At 70.3% G+C, this 22,104-nt stretch carries 24 protein-coding genes; 10 read left to right on the top strand and 14 right to left on the bottom strand.

From position 1 onward, the window contains the following. Positions 1-64 precede the first annotated feature (64 nt). From ACIPK4_RS37965 to ACIPK4_RS37975, 3 genes are all read right to left on the bottom strand, one after another. Entirely contained in the window at positions 65-484 is a 420-nt protein-coding gene (locus ACIPK4_RS37965) for an arsenate reductase ArsC (RefSeq protein ID WP_402321954.1), read from the bottom strand. Positions 485-706: 222 nt separating this feature from the next. Continuing rightward, complete coding sequence (locus ACIPK4_RS37970; RefSeq protein WP_402321957.1) at positions 707-1,201, bottom strand: GNAT family N-acetyltransferase; 495 nt, start codon at positions 1,199-1,201, stop codon at positions 707-709. Further along, on the bottom strand, positions 1,198-1,560 hold the full coding sequence (locus tag ACIPK4_RS37975) for an ArsR/SmtB family transcription factor (protein WP_402321960.1): 363 nt from the start codon (positions 1,558-1,560) through the stop codon (positions 1,198-1,200). The genes ACIPK4_RS37970 and ACIPK4_RS37975 overlap by 4 nt, the downstream gene beginning before the upstream one ends. Before the next feature lie 113 nt (positions 1,561-1,673). Between ACIPK4_RS37975 and ACIPK4_RS37980 the strand changes: the two genes are divergently transcribed. Next, positions 1,674-3,035 carry an NAD(P)-binding domain-containing protein gene (locus ACIPK4_RS37980; RefSeq protein WP_402321963.1) on the top strand — a complete coding sequence of 454 codons (1,362 nt, stop codon included), beginning with the start codon at positions 1,674-1,676 and terminating at the stop codon, positions 3,033-3,035. A gap of 99 nt (positions 3,036-3,134) precedes the next feature. Here ACIPK4_RS37980 and ACIPK4_RS37985 read toward each other — a convergent pair whose 3' ends face one another. The 3 genes from ACIPK4_RS37985 to ACIPK4_RS37995 form a co-directional block, all read right to left on the bottom strand. Then, positions 3,135-3,638 carry an anthrone oxygenase family protein gene (locus ACIPK4_RS37985; protein WP_402321965.1) on the bottom strand — a complete coding sequence of 168 codons (504 nt, stop codon included), beginning with the start codon at positions 3,636-3,638 and terminating at the stop codon, positions 3,135-3,137. Positions 3,639-3,643: 5 nt separating this feature from the next. After that, positions 3,644-3,937 carry a hypothetical protein gene (locus ACIPK4_RS37990; protein ID WP_402321968.1) on the bottom strand — a complete coding sequence of 98 codons (294 nt, stop codon included), beginning with the start codon at positions 3,935-3,937 and terminating at the stop codon, positions 3,644-3,646. Between the two features lie 228 nt (positions 3,938-4,165). Continuing rightward, positions 4,166-4,654: an isochorismatase family protein gene (locus ACIPK4_RS37995; protein ID WP_402321971.1), complete on the bottom strand. Its 489-nt coding sequence runs from the start codon at positions 4,652-4,654 to the stop codon at positions 4,166-4,168. A gap of 200 nt (positions 4,655-4,854) precedes the next feature. Between ACIPK4_RS37995 and ACIPK4_RS38000 the strand changes: the two genes are divergently transcribed. After that, positions 4,855-5,733, top strand: a complete 879-nt coding sequence (locus ACIPK4_RS38000; RefSeq protein WP_402321974.1) for an ATP-grasp domain-containing protein — start codon at positions 4,855-4,857, stop codon at positions 5,731-5,733. Between the two features lie 26 nt (positions 5,734-5,759). On the opposite strand, the gene ACIPK4_RS38005 is transcribed toward ACIPK4_RS38000, so the two are convergent. Both ACIPK4_RS38005 and ACIPK4_RS38010 read right to left on the bottom strand, forming a co-directional pair. Then, complete coding sequence (locus tag ACIPK4_RS38005; protein ID WP_402321977.1) at positions 5,760-6,230, bottom strand: hypothetical protein; 471 nt, start codon at positions 6,228-6,230, stop codon at positions 5,760-5,762. Between the two features lie 132 nt (positions 6,231-6,362). Continuing rightward, complete coding sequence (locus ACIPK4_RS38010) at positions 6,363-6,740, bottom strand: hypothetical protein (RefSeq protein WP_402321980.1); 378 nt, start codon at positions 6,738-6,740, stop codon at positions 6,363-6,365. A 467-nt stretch (positions 6,741-7,207) separates the two neighbouring features. Here ACIPK4_RS38010 and ACIPK4_RS38015 point away from each other — a divergent pair, with 467 nt between their 5' ends. Then, positions 7,208-7,378, top strand: a complete 171-nt coding sequence (locus tag ACIPK4_RS38015; protein WP_402321983.1) for a hypothetical protein — start codon at positions 7,208-7,210, stop codon at positions 7,376-7,378. Between the two features lie 19 nt (positions 7,379-7,397). Here ACIPK4_RS38015 and ACIPK4_RS38020 read toward each other — a convergent pair whose 3' ends face one another. Next, a complete protein-coding gene (locus ACIPK4_RS38020) occupies positions 7,398-8,045 on the bottom strand; it encodes a DUF6082 family protein (protein WP_402321985.1) in 648 nt (215 codons plus the stop codon). 555 nt (positions 8,046-8,600) lie between these two features. Between ACIPK4_RS38020 and ACIPK4_RS38025 the strand changes: the two genes are divergently transcribed. Then, complete coding sequence (locus ACIPK4_RS38025) at positions 8,601-9,995, top strand: MFS transporter (RefSeq protein ID WP_402321988.1); 1,395 nt, start codon at positions 8,601-8,603, stop codon at positions 9,993-9,995. A 367-nt stretch (positions 9,996-10,362) separates the two neighbouring features. Continuing rightward, entirely contained in the window at positions 10,363-10,743 is a 381-nt protein-coding gene (locus tag ACIPK4_RS38030; RefSeq protein ID WP_402321991.1) for a hypothetical protein, read from the top strand. 146 nt (positions 10,744-10,889) lie between these two features. Here ACIPK4_RS38030 and ACIPK4_RS38035 read toward each other — a convergent pair whose 3' ends face one another. The 4 genes from ACIPK4_RS38035 to ACIPK4_RS38050 form a co-directional block, all read right to left on the bottom strand. Then, positions 10,890-11,327, bottom strand: coding sequence for a DUF5959 family protein (locus ACIPK4_RS38035; protein ID WP_402321994.1), 438 nt, complete (start codon positions 11,325-11,327; stop codon positions 10,890-10,892). 162 nt (positions 11,328-11,489) lie between these two features. Beyond that, a complete protein-coding gene (locus tag ACIPK4_RS38040) occupies positions 11,490-12,701 on the bottom strand; it encodes a D-alanyl-D-alanine carboxypeptidase family protein (protein ID WP_402321997.1) in 1,212 nt (403 codons plus the stop codon). Between the two features lie 377 nt (positions 12,702-13,078). Further along, complete coding sequence (locus ACIPK4_RS38045; RefSeq protein WP_402322000.1) at positions 13,079-13,942, bottom strand: hypothetical protein; 864 nt, start codon at positions 13,940-13,942, stop codon at positions 13,079-13,081. Positions 13,943-14,035: 93 nt separating this feature from the next. Continuing rightward, complete coding sequence (locus ACIPK4_RS38050; protein WP_402322003.1) at positions 14,036-15,466, bottom strand: amidohydrolase family protein; 1,431 nt, start codon at positions 15,464-15,466, stop codon at positions 14,036-14,038. Positions 15,467-16,520: 1,054 nt separating this feature from the next. Here ACIPK4_RS38050 and ACIPK4_RS38055 point away from each other — a divergent pair. From ACIPK4_RS38055 to ACIPK4_RS38075, 5 genes are read left to right on the top strand one after another with little or no spacing between them, the layout of a single operon-like run. Further along, on the top strand, positions 16,521-17,750 hold the full coding sequence (locus tag ACIPK4_RS38055; protein ID WP_402322006.1) for a sensor histidine kinase: 1,230 nt from the start codon (positions 16,521-16,523) through the stop codon (positions 17,748-17,750). Between the two features lie 19 nt (positions 17,751-17,769). After that, complete coding sequence (locus ACIPK4_RS38060) at positions 17,770-18,159, top strand: roadblock/LC7 domain-containing protein (protein ID WP_054222155.1); 390 nt, start codon at positions 17,770-17,772, stop codon at positions 18,157-18,159. Continuing rightward, entirely contained in the window at positions 18,156-18,512 is a 357-nt protein-coding gene (locus ACIPK4_RS38065) for a DUF742 domain-containing protein (protein ID WP_402322009.1), read from the top strand. Before ACIPK4_RS38060 ends, ACIPK4_RS38065 begins: the two co-directional genes overlap by 4 nt. Beyond that, positions 18,493-19,116, top strand: a complete 624-nt coding sequence (locus ACIPK4_RS38070) for a GTP-binding protein (protein ID WP_402322012.1) — start codon at positions 18,493-18,495, stop codon at positions 19,114-19,116. The genes ACIPK4_RS38065 and ACIPK4_RS38070 overlap by 20 nt, the downstream gene beginning before the upstream one ends. Next, positions 19,113-20,576, top strand: a complete 1,464-nt coding sequence (locus ACIPK4_RS38075) for a cytochrome P450 (protein ID WP_402322015.1) — start codon at positions 19,113-19,115, stop codon at positions 20,574-20,576. Before ACIPK4_RS38070 ends, ACIPK4_RS38075 begins: the two co-directional genes overlap by 4 nt. Positions 20,577-20,662: 86 nt before the next feature. Here the strand turns inward: ACIPK4_RS38075 and ACIPK4_RS38080 are convergent, their stop codons facing one another. After that, the gene (locus ACIPK4_RS38080; protein WP_402322018.1) at positions 20,663-21,694 is read right to left on the bottom strand and encodes a hypothetical protein; all 1,032 of its coding nucleotides are present in this window, start codon (positions 21,692-21,694) and stop codon (positions 20,663-20,665) included. Positions 21,695-22,104: the final 410 nt, after the last annotated feature.

The raw sequence follows: 22,104 nt of genomic DNA on the forward strand, positions 1-22,104 counted from the left end.
CGGAGCCCGTGACGGTGACCTTACGTACGCCGTCCCTCGGCTCGCCTCGGCCGCGTCGTCCGTCTCAGGCCTTCGACCCGGCGTCGATCTCGGCGATCAGGCCCTCGATGAGGCCCTTGATCTCGTCACGGATGGGACGGACGGCCTCGACGCCCTGGCCGGCCGGATCCTCGAGCCGCCAGTCGAGGTAGGTCTTGCCGGGGAAGTACGGGCAGGCGTCGCCGCATCCCATGGTGATGATGTAGTCGGACGCCTGGGCGGCCTCGGGGGTGAGGACCTTCGGCTTCTGGTCGGAGATGTCGATGCCCAGCTCGGCCATGGCGGCGACGGCGGAGGGGTTGATCTGCTCACCGGGCACGGAGCCGGCGGAGCGGACCTCGATGCGGTCTCCGGCGAGGTGGCGCAGGAACCCGGCCGCCATCTGGGAGCGACCCGCGTTGTGGATGCAGACGAACAGGACGGAGGCGGTGGGAGCGGAGGACATCTGTTCTTCCTGGGGGTGAGGCGACTGCGGCGGGGGCTGGGGCTGGGGGCTTCAAGGGGGTGGCGGGATGGGGAGACGGGGTGGAGGGGCCGCTGCCGCGGCGCGGTTCGGTGCGTGTCTTTGGGTTCGGACGTACCGGATGTGCGGGATGCATCGGATGTGCGGGATGCACCGGATGTACCGGCTGCCGTACCGACGAGACCTCGGACCCATCGACAGGTTTCACCCCACGTTGGGGCTGCGACGCTCCAGCAGTACGACGTCACGCCAGACGCCGTGATGGCAGCCGATGCGCTCGCGGGTGCCGATGACCCGGAAGCCGGCCCGCTGGTGGAGGGCCAGGCTCGCACGGTTCTCGGGGAAGACGCCGGACTGGATCGTCCAGATCCCCGCGGCCTCGGTGGAGTCGATCAGCGCCTGGAGCAGCGCCCGGGCGACACCTTGTCCACGGGCGGCGGGCTGGACGTAGACGGAGTGCTCGACCACGCCCGCATACGCGCACCGGTCCGAGACCGCGCTCGCCGCGATCCAGCCGAGGACCTTGCCGTCCTCGCCGACAGCGGCGAAGCGGTGCTCCGGGAGCCTGCCCGCAGAGAACGCCTGCCAGGTGGGGGCCGCGGTCTCGAACGTGGCGTCGCCCTCGGCGATCCCCGCCTCGTAGATCGCCAGGACCTCATCCGCGTGCGCTTCGGTCAGCGGCGCGATGGTGATGCTCATGCGGAGGCCGCCCGGGTCAGGAGTCGGCCCATGGCGGCGAGTACCGCGGGCTCGACCCGGTAGTACACCCAGGTGCCGCGCCGCTCGGAGGCCAGCAGCCCTGCCTCCCGCAGCTTCTTCAGGTGATGGGAGACGGTCGGCTGGGAGACCCCCACGTCGGAGATGTCACACACGCACGCCTCGCCGCCCTCGTGCGAAGCGACCAGTGAGAACAGGCGCAGGCGCACGGGGTCACCCAGGGCCTTGAACATGACGGCGGTCCGTTCGGCCTCCTCTGCCGTCAGCGGGCGCTCCGACAGGGGCGGGCAGCACACCGCCACGGCTTCCGGCTCCAGCAGCGGCAACACCTTCGTAGTCATGGCTCCATCATCCGATTGATTTCGACAGATGTCTATGTTGACGAACGTCGATTCAGGGATCACGCTGGATTCGACAGGACATCGACAGACATCGAATCAACAGGGAGCCCGCTGTGAACGCATCCACCGAAGCCCTGCCCGTCGTCGTGATCGGCGCCGGCCCGACCGGACTCGCCGCGGCGGCCCGCCTCATCGAGCGGGACATCGAGCCCCTGATCCTGGAGGCCGGACCCGCCGCCGCCTCCGCCGTGCGCGAGTGGTCGCACGTACGCCTCTTCTCCACCTGGTCCGAGGTCACCGACCCCGCCGCCGAAAAGCTCCTCTCCCCCACCGGCTGGGTGAAGCCGGACGGCGCCACCTACCCGTCCGGCGGCGACTGGGCCGAGCACTACCTGCAGCCCCTGGCCGATGCCCTTGGGGACCGCGTCCGCTACGACGCGACCGTCACCGGCGTCTCCCGCGCCGGCCGCGACCGCATCGTCGACGCCGACCGCGAGACCCGGCCCCTCGTCATCCACCTCACCGGACCCGGCGGCGAGGAGAGGATCTTCGCCCGCGCCGTCATCGACGCCTCCGGCACCTGGTCCACCCCGGGCCCGGCCGGCGGCAGCGGCCTCGCCGCCCTCGGCGAGAAGGCCACTGCCGACCGGGTCACGTACCGGGTCCCGGACCTCGAAGACCCCACCATCCGGGCCCGGTACGCGGGCAAGCGCACCGCGGTCATCGGATCCGGCGCATCCGCCTTCACCGCTGTGGCCTGTCTTGCGGATCTCGCCGAGTCCGAGGTCGGCAGGGGCACGCACGTCATGTGGATCCTGCGCCGCGGGATCTCCGGCTCCACCTTCGGCGGCGGCGATGCCGACCGGCTCCCCGCCCGCGGCGCCCTCGGCCTCGCCGCCAAGGCCGCCGTGGACGGCGGGTACGCGGAGGCGGTCACCGGCTTCCGCACCGACACCTTCGAGCGTGATGGTGATGGCCGGGTGGTCCTCGTCGGAGAGGACGGCCGCCGCCTGGACCCGGTCGACGAGGTCATCGCCCTCACCGGCTTCCGCCCCGACCTGACGTTCCTCGGCGAGCTCCGGCTCGGTCTCGACGAGCGCCTGCAGGCACCCGTGGAGCTGGCCCCTCTGATCGACCCCAACCAGCACTCCTGCGGCACCGTCCATCCGCACGGCGTCAAGGAGCTCTCCCACCCGGAGAAGGGCGTCTACCTGGTCGGCATGAAGTCCTACGGCCGCGCCTCCACCTTCCTCGCCCTGACCGGCTACGAGCAGGTCCGCTCCGTCGCCGCCGCCCTGGCCGGTGACCGCGAGGCCGCTGAGCGCGTCGAACTCAAGCTCCCCGAGACGGGCGTGTGCGGAGGCGCGGGCCTCTTCGACGAGCCGGAAGCCACCGAGCAGGCCGGTGGGGGATGCTGCGCCGCTCCGGCCACGCTCACCGTCGCAGCCGCGCCCGCCCCCTCCGGTGGCTGCTGACAGGTGCCCGACACCAAGGCCGGCATGGCGGGGTTCCACATCGGCTGTGTCCTGGCCGCCGCGGTCCCCGTACCGTCATGCTGGGAGCTCACATCCGACTCAGACCAGATGCGGGCATCGGCCCTGTTGCCCGCCGCACTCGCCGGATGACCGCTGGAGCGCCAGGGCGATGAGCAGCCCGAAGGCGAGAGTGGCGGTGGCGGTGCGGGCGTCGTTGAAGAGTTCCCAACGGCGCAGGATCTCCGCGTGGTCGGGCGGCGGTGCAGTGGCGGCCCACTGCTTGATGTGGCCGTTGATCGGGACGTTCCCGAACCGCGTGATCAGGAAGGCGGACACCGTCAGGAGCCCCGCCGCGCCGGCCAGGAGGCGCGCCCGGCCGCGTACCGAGGCGGCCAGGGCCAGGGCACTGAGGGCCGAGACCGCCATCGCGGCCTGCATGGTGATGCCGTTCATCTTCATCAGCTCGGCGTGGAAGTCGAGCCGCATCTCGATCGGCACGGCGTTGAACGTCGGGACCAGGTTGGCGGCGCCGTAGCCGAAGGCGCCGGCCAGCAGGCCGGTGGAGAAGAGGGCGATCGCCCGGAGGAGTCGGATGCGTCGCACAGCCCTCACCGCCCGGGGAAGCGGCGGGCCGCGTCGCCGCGGAATCGGCCGGGTGGAACACGCCGGCCGAAGGCGCCGTTCACGCGGTGGAGGTTGCCCCGCGTCTTCAGGAGTGCGTCCGGGGTGGCGGGGAGGGAGAGCGCGGCGACCTCGCGGGCCGCCCAGCCCACACGCGGGCTGCGGGCGTGGCGGTCGTCGGCTTTCAGGGCGTCGAAGAGGTTCGCCGGCTCGCGGCGTTCGGCGGCGATGGCGGCCTTGCGGACAGCCTGCTCATGTGTGGGTTCCGTTGCGCTTTGCATGTGATCAGCCTGCAAGTGACTGATCCAGAAGGCCAATAGACAGTTCTGCTGGCCCCCAGCATCAGCAGTTATGAAGCTGAGTTCGCAGGACAGGGTCACCGGGGTGGGGGCGCATGGGAGGAGCCGCATGCCTCGCCCGGCCGAGGTGTGCGGACCGGTCCGCCGACCGCACCACCGGCCGGACGCGGGCGCCGCCCGGGCGGAGGGGATGGATGCGGCTGGGCTGCGTCAGGTGTAGTCGGCGGTGTTCCGTACCTCGCCGAAGCGCGGGAAGGTCCGCTTCACGGTGAACTCGTGCTCGTCCGCGGCCAGTCCGGACATCGCGTCGGCGGCGAACTCCACCTCGTAGCCGTGGTCGGCCGCCGCCCTTGCGGTGGACTCGACGCCCATCGTGGTGACCAGACCGGCGAGCACCAACGTGTCCACACCGAGCTTGCGCAACTGCTCGTCCAGGTCGGTGCCGTAGAACGCTCCGATGGTCCGCTTGACCACCACGATGTCGCCGTCCTGGACCAGGCCATCGGCGAAGTCGCTGCCCGGCGGCTGCTCGGCGACGTTCGGGCGCTCCACCCGGACCAGCACCACCGGCCGTCCGCTCTCCCGGAACGAGCGGGCCAGTGCATGGCAGCGCGCGAGCACTTCGTCGCCGGAGTGAGGTGCGAGCGGGAGGGCGACGATGCGCGGCATCAGGTCGATGAGGATCAGTGCGGAGGTCATGGCGACGATCGTAATGCCGTTCAGATCAGCGGGAGTTGGTGGGGACGCAGACGGGCGGACGGGCGGGGGCGTGGGTTGTGGGGGCGTGGGTTGTGGGGGCCTGCGGCCCCGGGTGGCTCATGCGGCTTCCCTTGGCAGACCACGCTCTGCAGCAACGAAACCAGTGGCTCGAGAGCCGGAGGTTCCGTAGCGTGTCGGTCATGCCGATGCCCGTCCTGTACTGCCGTGACTCGTTGAACCCTCGACGCGTAGACGAACACTTCCCGCTGGAGGCACGAGAGGTCCGCGCCCGTGGCGGGGCAGTGGGGCTGATCGACCACGACGCGCTGTTGCAGGGCGACGCGCGACAGGCTGTTGCACACGTTCCGGATGGGCTGGGAAACGTCTGGTACCGAGGCTGGATGATTCCCGGCGACCGATACGCCGCACTGGATGAGGCCCTGCGCCGGCGCGGCGCCGAGTTGATCGTCACACCGGAGCAGTACCGCACCGCTCACGAGCTGCCGGGCTGGTATGCGACCTTCGCCGAAGTCACGCCCGCGAGCGTGTGGCGCCCCGCCAGACCTGATGAGGTGCTGACCGCTGAAGACCTGGCGGCTCTCTCCGAGCCTCTGCCGCCAGGGGCGGCGATCGTGAAGGACTACGTCAAATCCCGCAAACACGAGTGGGAGCAGGCGTGCTTCATTCCCGACCTGGCCGACACCGTGCAGCTGACACGGGTCGTACAGCGCTTTGTTGAGTTGCAGGAGGAGTTCCTGACCGGTGGGATCGTACTCCGTGCCTTCGAAGCGTTCCCGCGGCTTGAGTCCGTCGCGGCTGAGGTGCGCGTCTGGTGGCTGGATGGAGAACCCCGGCTGTTCACTCCCCATCCGGACAGCCCGTTCGAGCGCGGGCTGGAGCCCGACCTTGACAGCATCGGGCCTGCGGTGCGGCGCCTGGGATGCCGGTTCATCACAACCGACTTGGCCCTTCGGTCGGACGGGGTGTGGCGGGTCGTCGAAGTCGGTGACGGCCAGGTCAGTGATCTGCACCAGTCGAGCAGCCAAGGCGAACTGGCCGCACTGCTGGTCGGCCCCTGAGACCTGTCCCATAAGTCCTGTGGTGCTCAGACCGGATCTGGCTGCGGTTCCATAGCCTTGAGCAGGCACTCGCGGTCGTCCGCGCTGAGCAGCGCGCCCGTGAGACTCTCGTCCTCCAGCAATGCGCTCAGTTCAGAGGCGTGTGCGGCGAACGCGGCCCGGCACCATGCGCGTTCCGGGTGATCGCAGTCGTTGCCGAACAGCCCGGCCTGGCCTTCGTCGTCCGCTTCGACGGGTCGGGTCACCTCGGCGACGACGGTCAGCAGCTCGACCACGCCGGGGCGCGCCGCGATGTCGGGGACGGCCGCCAGGCGGATCAGGAAGGGCAGGGCGGTCGGCATCGCCGCGCTCGGGTGGAAGATTCCGTTCATCAGGACGTTGCCCAGCACGCGCAGGGCCTCGGGGCCGGCGGCCTGATCGAGGAGCCCGCGGAGCAGGACCGGGATTCCGGCAGGACAACCGGGAATCTGTGACCAGCCGGCATCGGCGCAGCCCACAAGTGCAGGGTGGTCGCCTTCGGCTCGCCCTGTCTGCGGATACTCGCGGAGGAACCGAGCGACTGCGGCCTCTTTGGCCGCAGTGTCCATTACGCACATACGTCTGCCCCCAGCCCCGGCTCACCGATCCGCTCATGGTGCAGACAGGCGGCGGGCGGTGAGCCTACCAGCGGGGGTGAGTGTGAAGACGGTGGGCTCCATCATGCTGGTCACGCTGGCCGTTTTCCCATGGGCCTGCAGCACGAGATCCTCGGCCTTGCCGTAGTGGATGTCGGCCTCGGCCGCGTCGCCCCAGTTGTTGACACGTACGTGCGTCGACCAACCCTCGATCCCCCCGTCGGTCCAGGGCCCCCAGCTCCCCTCCGGCAGGAGCCCGGGCGCGCGGCCCTCCCGGACGGCGAACACGGCCCCGGCTGACGACGCCACCACGATGACGGCGGCCAAGGTCCCGGCGAGGCGGGATACGCGGGCAGGCGTACGAGGGCGGGTGCGACGGAACGGGAGCGGCACGGCGGTTCTCCTGTCGGACAGCCGGTCAAGACCGCCGGGAGGCGGTCTTCGTCCGGGGAGAGGCAGACCACAGCGGAGGCGTTCCCTCCACCGCGCCCAGGTCGGACCGCGACGGCCAGCCCAGCCGGTGCCTGCCGACCAGGTGGCGGATGTAGTAGCCCACCATGGGGCACAGTCATTCCTTTCGACGCCGGTACGACCCTCCTGTCCGACGTGACTGCCGCGGTGACGACCGCCGGGGTCACATTGCGCGACCGCCACACCTCGCACGCCCGGGGCGTGAGTCTGGACGAGGTCGTCGGCGAGATCCACGCCAACGACGACGCGGTGCCGGACGTGCTGCGGGAACCGCTGCTGCGGGCACGGCAAGGGTCGCAGTGGGCCGAGGACGAGCTGGCCGGCGGAGCGCTCCCGCCCGGGGAATGGTGGGCCGTCGCCCCTGCCGAGGGCAACATCAACCACGTCCAGTGGGCGCAGCACTCGCCGGCACCGTCCAGGCCAGCCCCGGCGAGGACGAGCGCACTTTCCGGCGCATCGGTGACTCCGTCACCGCCATGCCCTCACACGGCTTCAAACCATGGCAGCTCGGGCGGTGCACCGCACTGCTGCGGCTCCGGCGCCGGCTTGATGCAGGCTGAGTCGTCCCTTCGACGGACCTCAGTCCCCAGGAGTGAAGAACTCGCCGTCCAGGACTGGTGGTCCTGTCTCCCCGGCATGCTGATACGCCTCGTCCACCAGCTCCACGAAGCGAATGCGGCGCGGGTCTTCCAGCGCAGCCATGTGGTCACGCCACATGGGACCGCTGTTCTCCCAATGCGCTCGTGCCACCTCCCCTCGAAAATGCGCTCCGAGCACCACCCGCAGCGCGCTGTCGTTGAGACGTCCCAGGTGATGGTCACTGGCCCACATGCTCACGATCAAGTTCGTGACAATGAGCTGCTTCCACCTCGATTCGGTTGTCGGAATCCTCGGCGGCTCCCAACAACGCAGCAGTGCCGAGTCGGTCAAGGTCAGCATCGTCAGCTCCCGATGGGCTGCACGGAACGTCTGCTCGCCTTCCAGTCGAGCCTGCTTCGCCTGGAACGCGATGGAGGTCACGACCCCCAGAAGGGCTGCAGCGGAGATCACGAGTGACACGGCGCCGTATGACTGGCTTATGTCGCTCAGACGGTTCCAGTCCAGGGTGGTGGGCGCGACGAAATTCAGAACGAACGGTGTCACCGCGACTGCGCCCATGAACACGAGAAGCGCACCGCTCCATGCAAGAGCACGGCGAATCCTGCGTAACCTGGGATTGTCTGCCATCCAATACCCTCTCTCCGAGCAGGACGTACAGGGCTGCCTGCGCCCTCGCCCCGCCGGCATGGGGCACTGAGCTCCTCACAAAGTTCCTTGAACCCAACTGGCTTGGCAAGAGGGCTGGGACATCGGACAGCGACGCCGACACCGGGCAGGCGCCACTCAGCTGCTGGCTGCTATCCGCCCCCGTCGCCACGGCCACGCCGGCTTCTGATCCGCGTTGTCATCGGTTCGCGACGGGCTTGCCGTCGGTGACGGCCACGTCCTCGAGACCCGGCGCTCTCAGCCCTGGCCCGCGGGCTCATGGAAGAGCGATCTGTGGTGGGTGGCCTCCCGCCGTTGGGGATCACGCACCCGCGCAAGCACACCACGGCGACGGCGACGGCGTAGGGGGGCGGGCTGCCGTGCGGGGCACTCTGCCCGGTCCCCTCGCCCGTCGGCGCGATCGGCCCCGGGCGAGCCCGGCAGCCAGGGCGTCATGAGCCACGAGACATCACATCCCCGTAGAAGTTGCCCGTGTAACTAGGCGTATCTCCCGATATGCCCGCCTAGCATGCCGCCATGAAGCCTGGAAAGGGAGAGCCCGCGGGCGGCCCGCAGGAGAGTGTCGGGCCCGGGCGGAGCCTGGCCCCGCTCATCGCGGTCTGCACCGGCTACTTCATGGTCATTCTGGACTTGACGGCCGTCAACGTCGCCGTCCCGGTCATCGGGCGGGACCTCTCCGCCTCCGTCACCGCGGTCCAGTGGGTGACCAACGGCTACACCATGGCCTTCGCCGCCCTCCTGCTCATGGGCGGGGCACTCGGGGACCGGTTCGGCCACCGGCTCGTCTTCTGCGTCGGCATCGTCGTGTTCACCACGGCCTCGGCGGCCTGCGGGCTCGCCCCGGACGTGATCGTCCTGACCGCCGCACGGCTTCTGGAAGGGGCCGGCGCCGCGTTCATCGTCCCCGCCTCGCTCGCCCTCCTCCAGGAGGCCTACCGGTCGCCGGCGGACCGGGCCCGTGCCTACGGGCTCTGGGGCTCCATGGCCGGCATCGCCGCCTCCGCGGGCCCGCTGCTCGGCGGCCTGCTCGTGGACACCTTGGGATGGCGCTGGGTCTTCTTCGTCAACCTGCCGGTCGGAGTCCTGTGCCTCCTGCTCACCATGAGCCATGTCCCGGCCTCGGTCCGCCGACCCGGCCGCTCGCTGGACTGGCCCGCCCAGACCGCGCTCGTCGCACTGGTCACCTTCCTCACCACCGCCCTGAACGAAGCCGGCCGGCTCGGCTGGACCGCCCCGCTGGTCCTGGCCTCGGCCGGACTGTGTCTCGTCGCGTGCGCACTGTTCGTCCTGCGCGAGCACCTGGCACGCCGTCCCGCGCTACCGCTCTCGCTGCTGCGCAAGCGCCCCGTGGCGGGCGGAGCCGCCATCGGGCTCCTGTTCAACTTCGCCTTCTACGGCATGGTCTTCACCGCCAGCCTGTACTTCCAGCACGAGCGGGGAATGAGCGCCCTGCGCACCGGTTTCGCGCTCTTCCCCGCAGTGGCGATGTCGATGTTCGCCTCGGCCCTGTCGGGGCGGCTCGCCCGCCGGACCGGGCACCGCCCTCTCGTGATCACCGGCATGCTGATCGGCGCCGCGGGCCTGGCCGGCTGGGCGGCCGCCGGGCCGGACCCGTCCTACTGGCTGCTCGTGGCCCCGATGACGGCCGCGGGATTCGGTACCTCCTTCACCCTCACCGGGACCACCGCGACGGTGCTGTCCGCCGCCCCGGAGACGCACGCCGGCACCGCCTCCGCCCTGTTCAACACCACGCGCCAGATCGGCAGCGCGGCCGGCGTGGCACTCGGCGGCACCCTGCTGGCAGCCTCAGCCGATTTCGCCGACGGGATCCGCCTCAGCATGGCCGCCGGCTCGGCGGCGTACCTGGTCGCCGCCGCGCTGGCCGTTCTCTGTGTCCCGCGCACGCCGTGAGCCGCGTCCGACACCGACGGCTACCGACGGCGCAGGCTCCGGCCCGACCGCCCCGAACCGGACGTAAGGCCATGAAAACGGAGGTGTGGTGTCCGGCTCACGACCGGTGGTTCCAGCAGGTCCGCGCCATCCGGGAGAGAGACGCCTGTCATCACCCCCGTCCGGGCTCCGGATTCCGATCGCGGGGTACCGAGGGGAATGGCGCGGCACCCATCAGGGAAAGGCCGTTGGACGGGTATTCAAAGAAAAGGTTCCACTTGCCTCGCCGTTCTCTTTGGCCAATTCGGACCCGTCAGGCGCCATTGACCCTGTTGGAGAACCTGAAATAGCGTGCAGACAACAAATCCAACCAGGGGGGAACCAGTCCATGCGCAACAGGAAGACGATCGCCCTCGCGCTCGGCGGCGCCGCGGCGTTGGCCGGCACGGTCGTGTTCGGGGGTGCGGCTCAGGCCGCGACGCCCGCGCCGACGGGTACGAAAGTGACGGAGCATGTCGTCTGGGAGGCGCCCGTACCTGGGAAGATCACCCCGATGCACGTCCCGAACCACGGTTTCAACACGTACTACTTCAACGGCGTTTCGTGGCGCGCGACCGTCACTGTCGACTACGGCCGTACCGGAGCATGGACCCACTGCAGCGATGGCACGGACATCCACGGCCCGCTACAGAATCCTGGATTCTGGGACTTCGGCGGAAGCTGCAGCGGTCACGGAACGATTACCCAGTACGGGTGGTACGACGGCTGAGCCGCCCCTCGGCGACCAGACCGTTCACGAAATACCCCGGGACGCGAATGCGTTCCGGGGTATTTCCACGACCCGTTTTCATTGATTTCCGCCGAGGGGCATCGGCGCGGTATCGGACCGTGCACCACATACGGGCGACCGCGCCCTCAGTGTCCGTCGGCGAGCGCGGCACGCAGTCGGCCGAGTCGGGAGGCGGCGCGGGTGGCCCAGCCGTCGCGCAGCTGCAACGGCACGGTCACCGTCACCCCGCTCTGTACCGGGTCGCGGACTTCCACCACGAACGGGTCGGCGGCGCGCAGCCGCAGGTAGGCGCTTCGGCCCGCGGCGGGCCAGTCGGTGATCGACCCGTCTGGGAGGGCACTGTCCTCCTCGGCTGCCGCCCGAGCAGCGAGGAACGCGGTGAGGTCCGCGAGGTCGGAGTCGGTGAAGTGCACGGGCAGGCGCGCGCCGACGAAGCCCGTCTCGATCACGATCTCGGCCTCGTGCCAGCCCCCGTGGCGTCCTCCGCCGCCTGCCGCGGTCTCCAGAACCACCGATACGCTCCGCGCCCGGTCCGCAAACCTGACGACGTCGAGATCCCTCACCCCTGCCCCTCCTCATCCCGATCTGCCGCCGTAACCGGACGGTCAGGACCGCGTCGAGCCCGCCGCCGCGGGGCGGGAGCCCGGCGGGTCGGGGGCCCGCTCCGCGCCCGCCGGGGTGGGAGCGCGGAGCGGACGGCCCCGCAGCAGCGGCCGGGCGGAAGTTCAGCCGGCGTCCGGTCCTGCGTGGGAACCGGGCTCCCGGTGCGGCGGTCGGCGTCGGAGACGGTACACGACGGCCGCTGCGCCGCCGGCTCCCGCGAGGAGGACGGCCGACCACACATAGCCGGTGAGCGGCTCCGCGGAGGACGCGGCGGCGGCCACGGGAGGCGGACCGGTGCGGGTGGGCGCAGCGGCCGGCGGCGGCTGAAGCGATCCGACGGGGTCCACCCGTCCGGCGGCGGCGAAGCCCCAGTCCATCAGGGCCCGCGCCTCGTCGTACACGGCGAAGGCGCCGCCTTGCTGGGGGTTCATGACGGTGACCAGGAGGGTGCGGCCACCGCGTCGCGCGGCGGTGACGAGGGTGAATCCGGCCCCGGAGGTGTAGCCGTTCTTGATGCCGATGATGCCCGGGTAGCGTTCGACTCCGTCCTCACCGGTGAGGAGCCGGTTGGTGTTCTCGATGCCGTACGTCCAGCTCGGCCGGCCCTCGGCGTCCGTGTCCCCGGGGAACGGGGCGTCGGCCAGTGCCGCGTACCGGGCGAAATCGGGATCGGCGAGGCCCGCCCGGCCGAAGACGGCGAGGTCGTACGCGGAGGACACCTGGCCGTCGGCGTCGTAGCCGTCCGGGGAGACGACGTGGGTGTCCCGCGCTCCCAGGGTGCGGGCCTTCGCCTGCATCTCCGCGGCCGTTTGCGTCCAGCCGCCGTTCATGTCGGCCAGGACGTGGACGGCGTCGTTGCCGGAGCTGAGGAAGACGCCTTTCCACAGGTCTGCGATCCGGTAGGTGCGGCCGGCGTCGAGGCCCACGAGACTGCTGCCTTCGCCCACCTCGGCGAGTTCGGCGTCGGTGACCGTGTGCGTGCCGGTACGCGGCAGGTGGGGCAAGGCGGTCAGGGCGAAGAGCGTCTTCATGGTGCTGGCCGGCGGCAGGCCCCGGTGGGCGTCGTGGGCGGCGAGAACCTCACCGCTGCCGGCATCGGCCACCAGCCAGGACAGCGCGGAGATGTCGTCGGGTAGGGCGGGGGCGCCCTCGCGTGGCCGCAGGTGGACGCCGGGGCGGTGCAGGAGAGCCGGGTCCGGCGGAGCCGCTGCCCGCGGGGGCGCGGGCTCGGCCGGGGCCGCGCCGGCGAGCGACGGCGTGAAGACGACGCCCACACCGGCGGCCAGAGCGGCCGCACGGGAGAGGAGCCTGCGTACGGACGGACTGAGGATCATCCGGTCACGGTAGGGACGGTCCAGCCGGCTCGCAGCTCGGCGTGGGCCGACCGGCGTAGCGACCGGCGCGGCGTTCTGGGAGGCGTCGTGACCAAGCCGGGGCCGGTCGTCCTCGGCTCGGGTGCGCGGACACCGCAGCCGTCGCGGCCGCCTTCGGCGTCGTGCGTGCCTCCGGCGCCAGGTGGCCGGCCGCTTTTCGCTGCGAAGGCGCGGAGCCGGGGGGCCACAGCGGCCCTGCGCTGCGCGCTGCCGCGACGTTCCTCCCGGCGCCGCGCGCCCGCCTGCGCCCGCGTAGCACGCCGGCACGGCGTCGGCCCCGCTGTGGCCCGTCCCCGTCCCGTTCACGCCCGGAACCCCCTCGGAGGCGGCTCCCGGGGTCACCCTGCGGGGGTGATCCGCCAGGTGCCGTCCCGGACGTCGAGCGCCGCCGTCAGGTCGGCCCGCTGCGGAAGCGGAACGTCCAGCCGCCATGGTTTCGGCAGGGCAGCCAGCCGGATCGTCACCAGCTCCTCGGTGGCGGTGTCCACGGCTCCGATCCAGTGGGGTGCAGTGGCCATCAGCCGCTCGGGCAGCCATGGCCCGGGCTCGGGAACGCGGACGGAGGTCCCGTCCGTGAGGGCGGCGACGGCGGAGCCGGCCAGCAGGGTCAGCAGCCGGGCCAGAACCGCGGCCGGCAGGGCTGAATCCCGGGTTTCCAGCAGCACGTAGCAGTCGTCGTGGCCGGAGAACCAGAACCGGGAGGAGTCTCCCAGGCGGCCCAGGAGCGGCTCGTCGAAGTCGGTCGTGCCGAGCACGAGGGCGAGTTCGTCAAGGCGTTCCGGGGTCACGTCCTTGGGCACGTCGATCAGGGTCAGCTCGTACGGAAGCCAGGTGCCGTCGAGGAGACGGGGCAGCTGGTCGCCGTCCAGCACGAGGATCTCCTCCGCGAGCCCGTGCGTGCCGGACGCCCAGGGGCCCAGGGGGTGGACCGAGCACCGCACGCCGAGATCGGCCGCGATGAGTGAGGGTGGCAGCGTCTGCCAGTTCTCGTCCAGGAAGGAGTTGGTCTCCAGCGACACCACCGCGACCGAGCCGTGCGCCGCATCCCCGAGCAGGTCGGCCAACTCGCCCGCCTGCGCCGCGCCGGCGGCCACCTTCCACGTCCCCTCCGCCTCGTGGACGCTGAAACTCAACGGGAACGGCAGGCGCTCCATGCCAATACAGTTGACGCTGAACGCGCCCTGCCGCCCGACCTCGATCATTGCCCCGCCTCCGTGGACCCCCGGCGCCACTGCGGCGCTCGCGTTCCATCATCTCCTCTCGGCGAGACGGGCCGGACAGACCCCGGTGGCTGCCTATCCGGCCATGCGGAGGCGGGTGGCCGCCGCTTCGGCCTCCCGTACCACGCGGCTCGTGTCGACGTCGACGAGTGCGCCCCCGAACTTCAGCGGACGTCCGTCCACGAACACGGAGTCGATGTTCTCGGGCCGGCCGTTGAAGACGATCTGGCCGGCCCACTCGAAACGAGGCGCAAAGTTCAGGGCCGCCGGGTCGATGACGACCAGATCAGCCCGCTTGCCAGGGGTCAGGGAGCCCACCCGGTCGGCGATGCCGAGGGCTTCGGCGCCGCCCAGGGTGGCCATCCGCAGGACGTCGGGCACCTGCGGGAACACCCCGGCGTCCAGGGCGCGGGCGCGTTGCAGGCCGATCGCCGTCTTCATCAGCGCCTGGAAGTCCGAGGTGTCGTTGGTGCCGCCGTCCAACCCGAGCCCGATCTTGACCCCCCGTCGTCTGAACTCCGGAAGGCGCATGACGCCGGAGGCCAGCCGCATGTTGCTCAGCGGGCAGTGGACCGCCCGCGCGTCATGGTCCGCCACAGCGGCGATCTCCTCGTCGGTCAGGTGGACCGCATGGTTGACCAGGAGCCGCGGTCCCAGCGCACCGATGTCGGCGAGGACTCCGATGGGATCGTCCGCGCGCTGCTCCGGGCGTTCCAGAACGTGGGAGTTGAGCATGACCCCCAGCTCCTGAGCGGCCTCCCAGTGCGCGCGGTTGAGGTCCTGGGCTGCCCGCGCCGCGTGCGTGGCGACCTGGAGGGCACCGAGCGGTACCGGGTCGACGAGGTCCCTCTTCACCTTCGTGACCAGCACCGCGTCGGGTCTGGGCGGGAACATCGCGTAGGTGAACCGGACCCCGGTGCCGGCCAGGGCCCGTACGTAGCTCTCGATGAGGTCGTAGTCGAAGATGTCCGACCAGTCCACGAGGGTGGTCACGCCTGACTGGACGGCGTCGAGGGCTGCGAGGCGCACGAAGCTGTGGAGCGCCGCGGGGGTCAGCCGGCCGCGCGCGGGGTCGGTGCAACGTTCGAACCAGCCGAACAGGTTGCCGTCGGTACAGCCTCCGCGGATCGCCGCCTGCCAGAGGTGGGTATGAGCGTCGACGAAGCCCGGCATGACGAGCTTGCCGGAGACGTCGACCACCCGGGCACCGGGCGGAGCCTGGAGGGCCGTGCCGACGGCGGCGATGGCACCGTTGCGCATCAGGACGTCGGCGTTCTCCATCGAGCCGAGGGGGCCGCTGCCCGAGGCGGGGTCCATGGTGAGCACCAGGGCGGCGCCCCGGAGCAGGATCGTACGGGCGGCCGGGACGGGCCGGTGGGCAGCGCCGTTGCGGGGGGCCGACCGGGCAGTGCCACCGAGGAGGAGCGGGGCCGCGGCGGCCGCACCGAGGCCGGTGAGGAGTTCGCGGCGGCTGCGGGCCGGCTGCGGAGTGGGGGTTGTCTGCATGGCGTGTTACCTCCCGAGAGCTCAGAACGGAAGGGCCGCCCGGACGACGTGGTGACGGAGAGTCGAGCAGAGGCGGGAGATTACCCGCAGCATTCCCAACCGGCGGCTCTTCCATGGGCGTTCGCGGAAAACTTTTTCCGTTCCGGCCATGCGCCGGTCACGCCGACGCCCACACGACAGACGGGCCCGCGGGCGGGCCGGGACCGAGGCCGAGGCCGAGGCCGAGGACCGGCCCCGAGCCCGCAGACCCCGGCGCAGCGCCGCGGCACCGGGCCCGCCCCCGGTCCCGTGGGGCCAATGAGCCGTATAGATGTGCGACGGTCGCGAAAACGCGCCACTTTTGGGGCTCGGCGACCGACAGGGGCTGATTCCGCTCCGTTTCGGTGCGCGCACCCACGCGGCGGATCGGGGGCCGGGAATCGGGAGCCGCAGCGGACGGACGTCAGAATCTGATCGTTTCATTACACCTAAGGTGCGGGCGATTGATCGTTTTATGGGTTCGGAATGACCGGTGGCGGCTGTCATTACGGCAAAGTCACATGACGAACCCGAACTGACTATGCTCCCCGATGTGTTGCGCTGCGCTCACGGCGAGTCATGGACGCCGTGGTGCGCGCGGACGGAGCGTGGCTGCGAAGAGAAGCGACCATCGGCGCCCTCTCGAAGCGACCCCTCGGGCCCCATCGGAGCATGCATATCCGCCCCACTGGAGGCCGTCGTTCCTTTCGGCGCACCACCTCGCCTCAGTCCGCTCATTTTTCAGACCGTATAGGGGCCCCTGATGTTTCGTGCAGGTGCAATGTCCAGAGCCCGGCCCACCACAGATACTCGGGCATGGCTGCTTCCTCCCGCAGTTCTGGCGGGAGCCTCGGCCATAGCGTTGGTCATTTGCCCTGCACAGATACGGACACCACTTGCCTGGTGGGGCGTTGCCGGCGTCGTCCTGACGCTCATCACCTCGGCCGAAAGCGCCCGCCGGCTGCGATCGGCGGAGGCGGCCCGCCACGCACAGGTGAGCGCCCAGGCCGACGCGTACCACGCACAACGCGAGGCCATGCTGATCGGACGCCTGACCGATCAGCGGGCGACCGCGGTCTGGCTCGCCGAAGAGCTTCTTCCCGCGGCCGTAGCCCGTCTGCACAAGGGCGTCCCCGCGTCGGAGATCCTGCAGGCCGTCACCTTCGGCGACCACCTCGACGGCGAGTTCACCGAAGCGCTCAGGGGTGCACTGCAGACGCTCCTTGAGGCCGTCGAGGGCGAGGAGCACACACGCGACGCCTCCCAGCGGGCACTCGTGGCGGTCGCGCGCAGGGTCCAGGCGATCGTGCACCAGCTGGCCAAGGATCTCCACTCCATGCAGATCCTCCACGGTACGGATGTCGTGGTCTCCCGCGGTCTCCAGGACATCGACCATCGCAATGCGCTGATCGGCCGCCTCGCGGCCAGCATCGCGGTGCTGGGCGACGCCCGGCCCGGACGTCAGTGGTCGAAGGCGATTCCGCTCTACGACATCCTGCGCGGAGCCATGTCACGCATCGTGGACTATCCCCGCGTGAAGCTGCAGGCGGTGACGGAGGTGGCCGTGATCGGCTCCGGAGCCGAGCCGCTGATCCATCTGCTCGCCGAGCTGCTCGACAACGCCACGACGTTCTCGCCGCCGCACACCCCGGTGGAGGTGACCGCGAGCGAGGTGCCCTCCGGCATCGCCATCGAGATCGAGGACCGCGGGGTCGGACTCACCGAGGAGGTCCGGGAGCACATCGGACGCGTCATGGCGCAGGCCATGTCGGGCATCCAGCTCTCGGCTCTGGGCGAGGTCACCCAGCTCGGCCTCCCCGTCGTCAGCAGGCTGGCCCACGAGCACGGCTGCGAGGTCGACCTGCGCACCTCCGCCTACGGAGGCGTTCGGGCCGTCGTCCTCGTGCCCCGGCGTCTGATCACCACGATGCCGCAGCCCGTCGCGAGGCCGCAGGAGGCCGTCCGAAAGCGCACGGTGCGCCCGGTCCCGTCCCGGCCGGCGCCGACGCCGGTACGCGACGTCGTCATGGATTCCGGCGAGGTGAGGAAGACCACCAACGGACTTCCACAACGACGACGCGAGTCGCCCGTCCCCAAGCCGGTCGTACTGGCGACCCCTCCGCCCCCCGTCGCTCCGACTGCCTCCTGGGGCACCTCGGGTACCTCCCGCCAGCCGGGTCTGATGTGGGAGGCGTTCAACGGCGAGAAGAAGTCCGTCGCCGAATCTTCCACTCCCCCCAGCGAACCGTCAGATGAGGTTGAGTAACGTGCAGCCACTGCCCAACATGGACTGGATGCTCAAGGAGCTCGTGGGCGGAGTCCCCTACGTGCGACACGTGGTCGTCCTGTCGTCGGACGGCCTGTGCATCGGGCAGGCGAACACGGCGCCCGACACCGCTGACGCGATCGCCGCCGCCTGCTCCGGCATCCAGAGCCTGGCGAGGGCCATCGCGCAGATGTTCCCGCACGGAGACGCTTCGACGCGGATGGTCGGGATCGAGGCCGACGGGGGCTACTTCTCCTTGATGGCGGCCGGCCCCGGGGCCTATCTCGCGGTGCTGGCCGACCAGGAGGTGGATGCCGGGCTCCTGGGCGACCGCATGCGGACGTTGGTGGTCCGGATCGGCCAGCACATGACCAGCCCGCCCCGTGAGGACGTCGGGCAGGCGATGTGACATCAAACGACCAGGACCCCTGGGATGAAGGCACTCCGGTCCCGCTCTACGTCATCACGGGGGGCCCGGGTTCCACGGCCACGACCTTCAACCTGGTCACGCTCATCGCGGCGAGGTCCGAGCCCGAGCCCGCGATGCAGCCCGAGCAGGCGGCCATCCTCTCCATGTGCACGTACCCGCTCTCGGTGGCCGAGTTATCGGCCTACCTCAGCCTTCCGTTCAGCGTCGTCACCGCGCTGCTCTCCAAACTCGTCGACGACGAGCGGGTCGAGGCCATCGCACCCGTGCCGGTGGCGGCATTTCCCGAACGCGGCCTTCTGGAGGCGGTGATCCATGGACTACGCAAGCTCTGATGCGCGGGGCGCCGGCCCGCGCGGCACCGATGCGCCGCTGCCTCACGGCGCCAGTGGAGTCAAGGTCGTGATCGTCGGCGGCTTCGGCGTCGGCAAGACGACCATGGTCGGGTCGGTGAGCGAGATCCCGCCCCTGACCACCGAGGAGACCATGACGCAGGCGGGCGTGGGGATCGACCACAACCCCGGCGCCGGAGGCAAGAACACCACCACCGTCGCCATGGACTTCGGACGGATCAGCATCAACCGGGAGCTGGTGCTCTACCTGTTCGGGACGCCGGGACAAGAACGCTTCTGGTTCCTGTGGAACGGCATCTTCGAGGGCGCGCTCGGCGCCGTGGTCCTCGTCGACACACGCAGGATCGAAGTCTGTTTCGAGGTGATCACCCGACTCGAGGACCGCCGCGTCCCCTTCGTCGTGGCCGTCAACGCCTTCCCGGAGGCCCCGCAATACCCCCTACCGGATCTGCGTACTGCTCTGGCCCTCAGCGAATCCGTGCCCATCGTCACCTGTGACGCGCGGAACCGGGCGTCGTGCCGCGACGCCCTGCTCTCGCTGATGGTCTACCTGAGCAACCTCGCCGCCGCCCAGGAGACCGCATGACCTTTCCCCCTGCTGAACACGGATGGCCCACGGCGGAGCCCGGGCCGACCCCGCCCGCGGGCTGCCCGGCCCACACCGCCACGGGAGCCGACGGAGCCACCCGGCTCTATGGCGCCGCGGCGGCGACGGACCCCATGGGCCTTTACGAGAAGTTGCGGGCCACCCACGGTCCCGTGGCCCCCGTCCTGCTCGACGGCGACGTACGCGCCTGGCTCGTCCTGGGGTACCTGGAGAACCGTGACGTGGCCAGCCGCCCGACCCAGTTCTCCCGCGACCCCCGCGTCTGGCACGGCTGGACGAGCGGGGAGATCGACCCCGCCACCTCGCCCCTCGTGCCGATGATCGGCTGGCGTCCCGACTGCGTCTGCGCGGACGGCGAGGAACACCAGCGCCTGCGCGGTGCGGTCACGGCCGGTCTCAGCCAGTTCGACCACCGCGGGATCCGCCGTCACATCGCCCGTTTCGCCCACCAGCTGATCGACACGTTCTGTCAGAGCGGTGAGGCTGAACTGGTGGGCCAGTTCACCGAGCACCTGCCCATGCTCACCCTGACCCATCTGCTCGGGATGTCGGAAGAGTCCGGCCCCGGACTCGTACACGCCGCCCGTGACCTCTTCAAGGCCACCGAGACATCGCTCGCCAGCAACGCCTATGTGCTGGAGAGCCTCGAACAGCTCGTCGTCGCCAAGCGAGCCCGCCCGGGGCACGACATCGCCTCCGCGCTGATGGCCCATCCCGCCAACCTCACCGACGAGGAGGTGGTGCACCACCTGCGCCTCATCCTGCTCGCCGGGTACGAGACGACGGCCAACCTCATGTCCAACGTCCTGCGCATGGTCGTCACCGACCCCCGGTTCCGCGGTTCGCTGGCCGGCGGGCAGATGACCCTGCCCGAAGCCGTGGAGCAGGTCCTCTGGGACGAGCCGCCGCTGATGGTGTGCCCGGGCCGCTGGGCCAAGGGCGACACGGTTCTCGGGGGACAGCAGATCAAGACGGGAGACATGCTCCTGCTGGGGCTGGCCGCCGGGAACGTCGACCAGGCGATCCGCCCGGATCCCTCGACCCCCGTGCACCACAACCGCGCGCACCTGTCCTTCAGCGCCGGTACCCACGAATGCCCCGGCCAGGACATCGGCCGCATCATCGCCGACTCGGGCATCGACATCCTGCTCACCCGCCTTCCCGACATCACCCTGGCCGTCCCGGAGGATCGCCTGACCTGGCGGTCCTCCACATGGGCCCGTCACCTCACGGCCCTGCCCGTGAACTTCGCCGCCCGCCCGCCCCAGGCCAAGGACGCCCCGGCCCCGCTTCCGGTCCCGCCCGCACGGAGCAACGGGATGCCCTCTGCGCCGCTGCGTCCGGCGAACTCCCCGGCGACCGTCCCGGCGCCGGAACGCCGGCCGGAACCGCGCGTCCCGTGGTGGACGCGGCTCGGACACCTCTTGCGGAGGCGGTAGGCCGGCACGACCAGGGCCGCGACTACCGAGCGTCAGCTCCGGGGGTTCCGACAGGTGTCTGTCGGAACCCCCGGAGCCCGCTTCCGTTACGCCTGGTGCGAGACGTCCGAGGCGGCGTATCGGGGTGCTCCCGTGTACCAGGCATGGAGACCGGACAGGAAACTGCACGCTCCCCGGAGCCACTTCGCCAACTCGGCCCGCTCCTCGTGGCGCAGCCCGTATCGCCGGACGAGCAGGGGCAGTTCCTTTTGTCTGAGGTGCTCGAAGTCACGCAGGCGGGTGTTCACCAGATTCAAGGCAGCGGGTACGGCTTCGTGGCGGCTGATGCCGAGTGAAGTCTCCACGATCAGTACGAGGTTGTTGACGTCGAGTTCCTCGTGGACTTCCCTTTCATAGGACGCGATGTCGTTCGCCAGTCCCATGAAGTCCATGAACGCATCGAGCAGGGCGCGAACGGTCCGGGTGTGCCGGATCTGCCGGGGTATTCGGGCGCCGGTGGCCAACTCGACGGAATAGGCAGCCGTGTGGGCGGCGAAGCTCTCGCGGCGGAACGGGACGTATTCGATCAGGTGGGGAACGCGGCCGCTGCGGCTGTTGGCCAGCTCCTTGACTCCCGCATCGATGTAACTCTCCAGGGCCCGGTTGAACTCCTGCCGCCAGTGCGCCAGTCTCGGGGGGAAGAGGTATTGCTGCAGATCGGCAATTCCCCTCTCGACCGCATTCGTGGGCTCCGGTAACCGGGCGCCGTATTCCGGACGCAGGAAGGCGCGTAAGCGGGTGGTGAAGGCCAGCGCACCGGCGAGGTCACCGTTCTGTTTGAAGGCGGAGGCGAAGTAGTCGTCCCAGGCCAGAGCCCACACGTTGAACCGGTGATTGAGCCGGAGATCGGCGAGCGAGGCGTCGGGAAGCGTCCAGGCAGTCAGCTGGTCAACGGTCATGGCATGGAACGCGGAGCGGGTCCATATCGCCTGGCGGCCCGACGGACCCTGGTGGCCGTCCAGCATGCCCATCTCCCGCGCCCAGGATTCGCTCTCCTCTCGCAGGGCGGACAGGAACGGATTCACTCGCAGCGGATAGGGCATCCAGAGCTGAGGGAGCTCGACGGCACGCACTGCCATGGGGACCAATCTCCTTCTCTTCTGGGCCCGCGTGGTGTACGGACCAGCACGCCAGCGGCCTTCCTGCGCGAAGTCGGTTGGTTTCTCCTGCCGTTCTTCTTCTCACCTCGTCGCCGAGAGCACGGCGCGCCACCGGACGGCCTGCCGTAGTAGTGGCGCGCTGCGGTGCCGGATGCCCAAGCAAGCCGGTGTGGTGACCTCCCCTGGTGTGAGGCCGGTTCAGGCCCGTCCTGCGGCTCATAAAACTGCCCGTCACGGATGCCTGGCAACCCCCAGTCGTCGATGACGGGCGATCAGAACAAGTCTCTTCCGGAATGGAACGACCCATCCTGGGCGCTTCCCGTACATCCGCGCAAGTGTCCAGACGTGACGGTCACGTGGATGGTCACCGCCGCCGGCGAACACGTGAA

Source organism: Streptomyces sp. NPDC086989 (genome assembly GCF_044745505.1).
Taxonomy (GTDB): domain Bacteria; phylum Actinomycetota; class Actinomycetes; order Streptomycetales; family Streptomycetaceae; genus Streptomyces.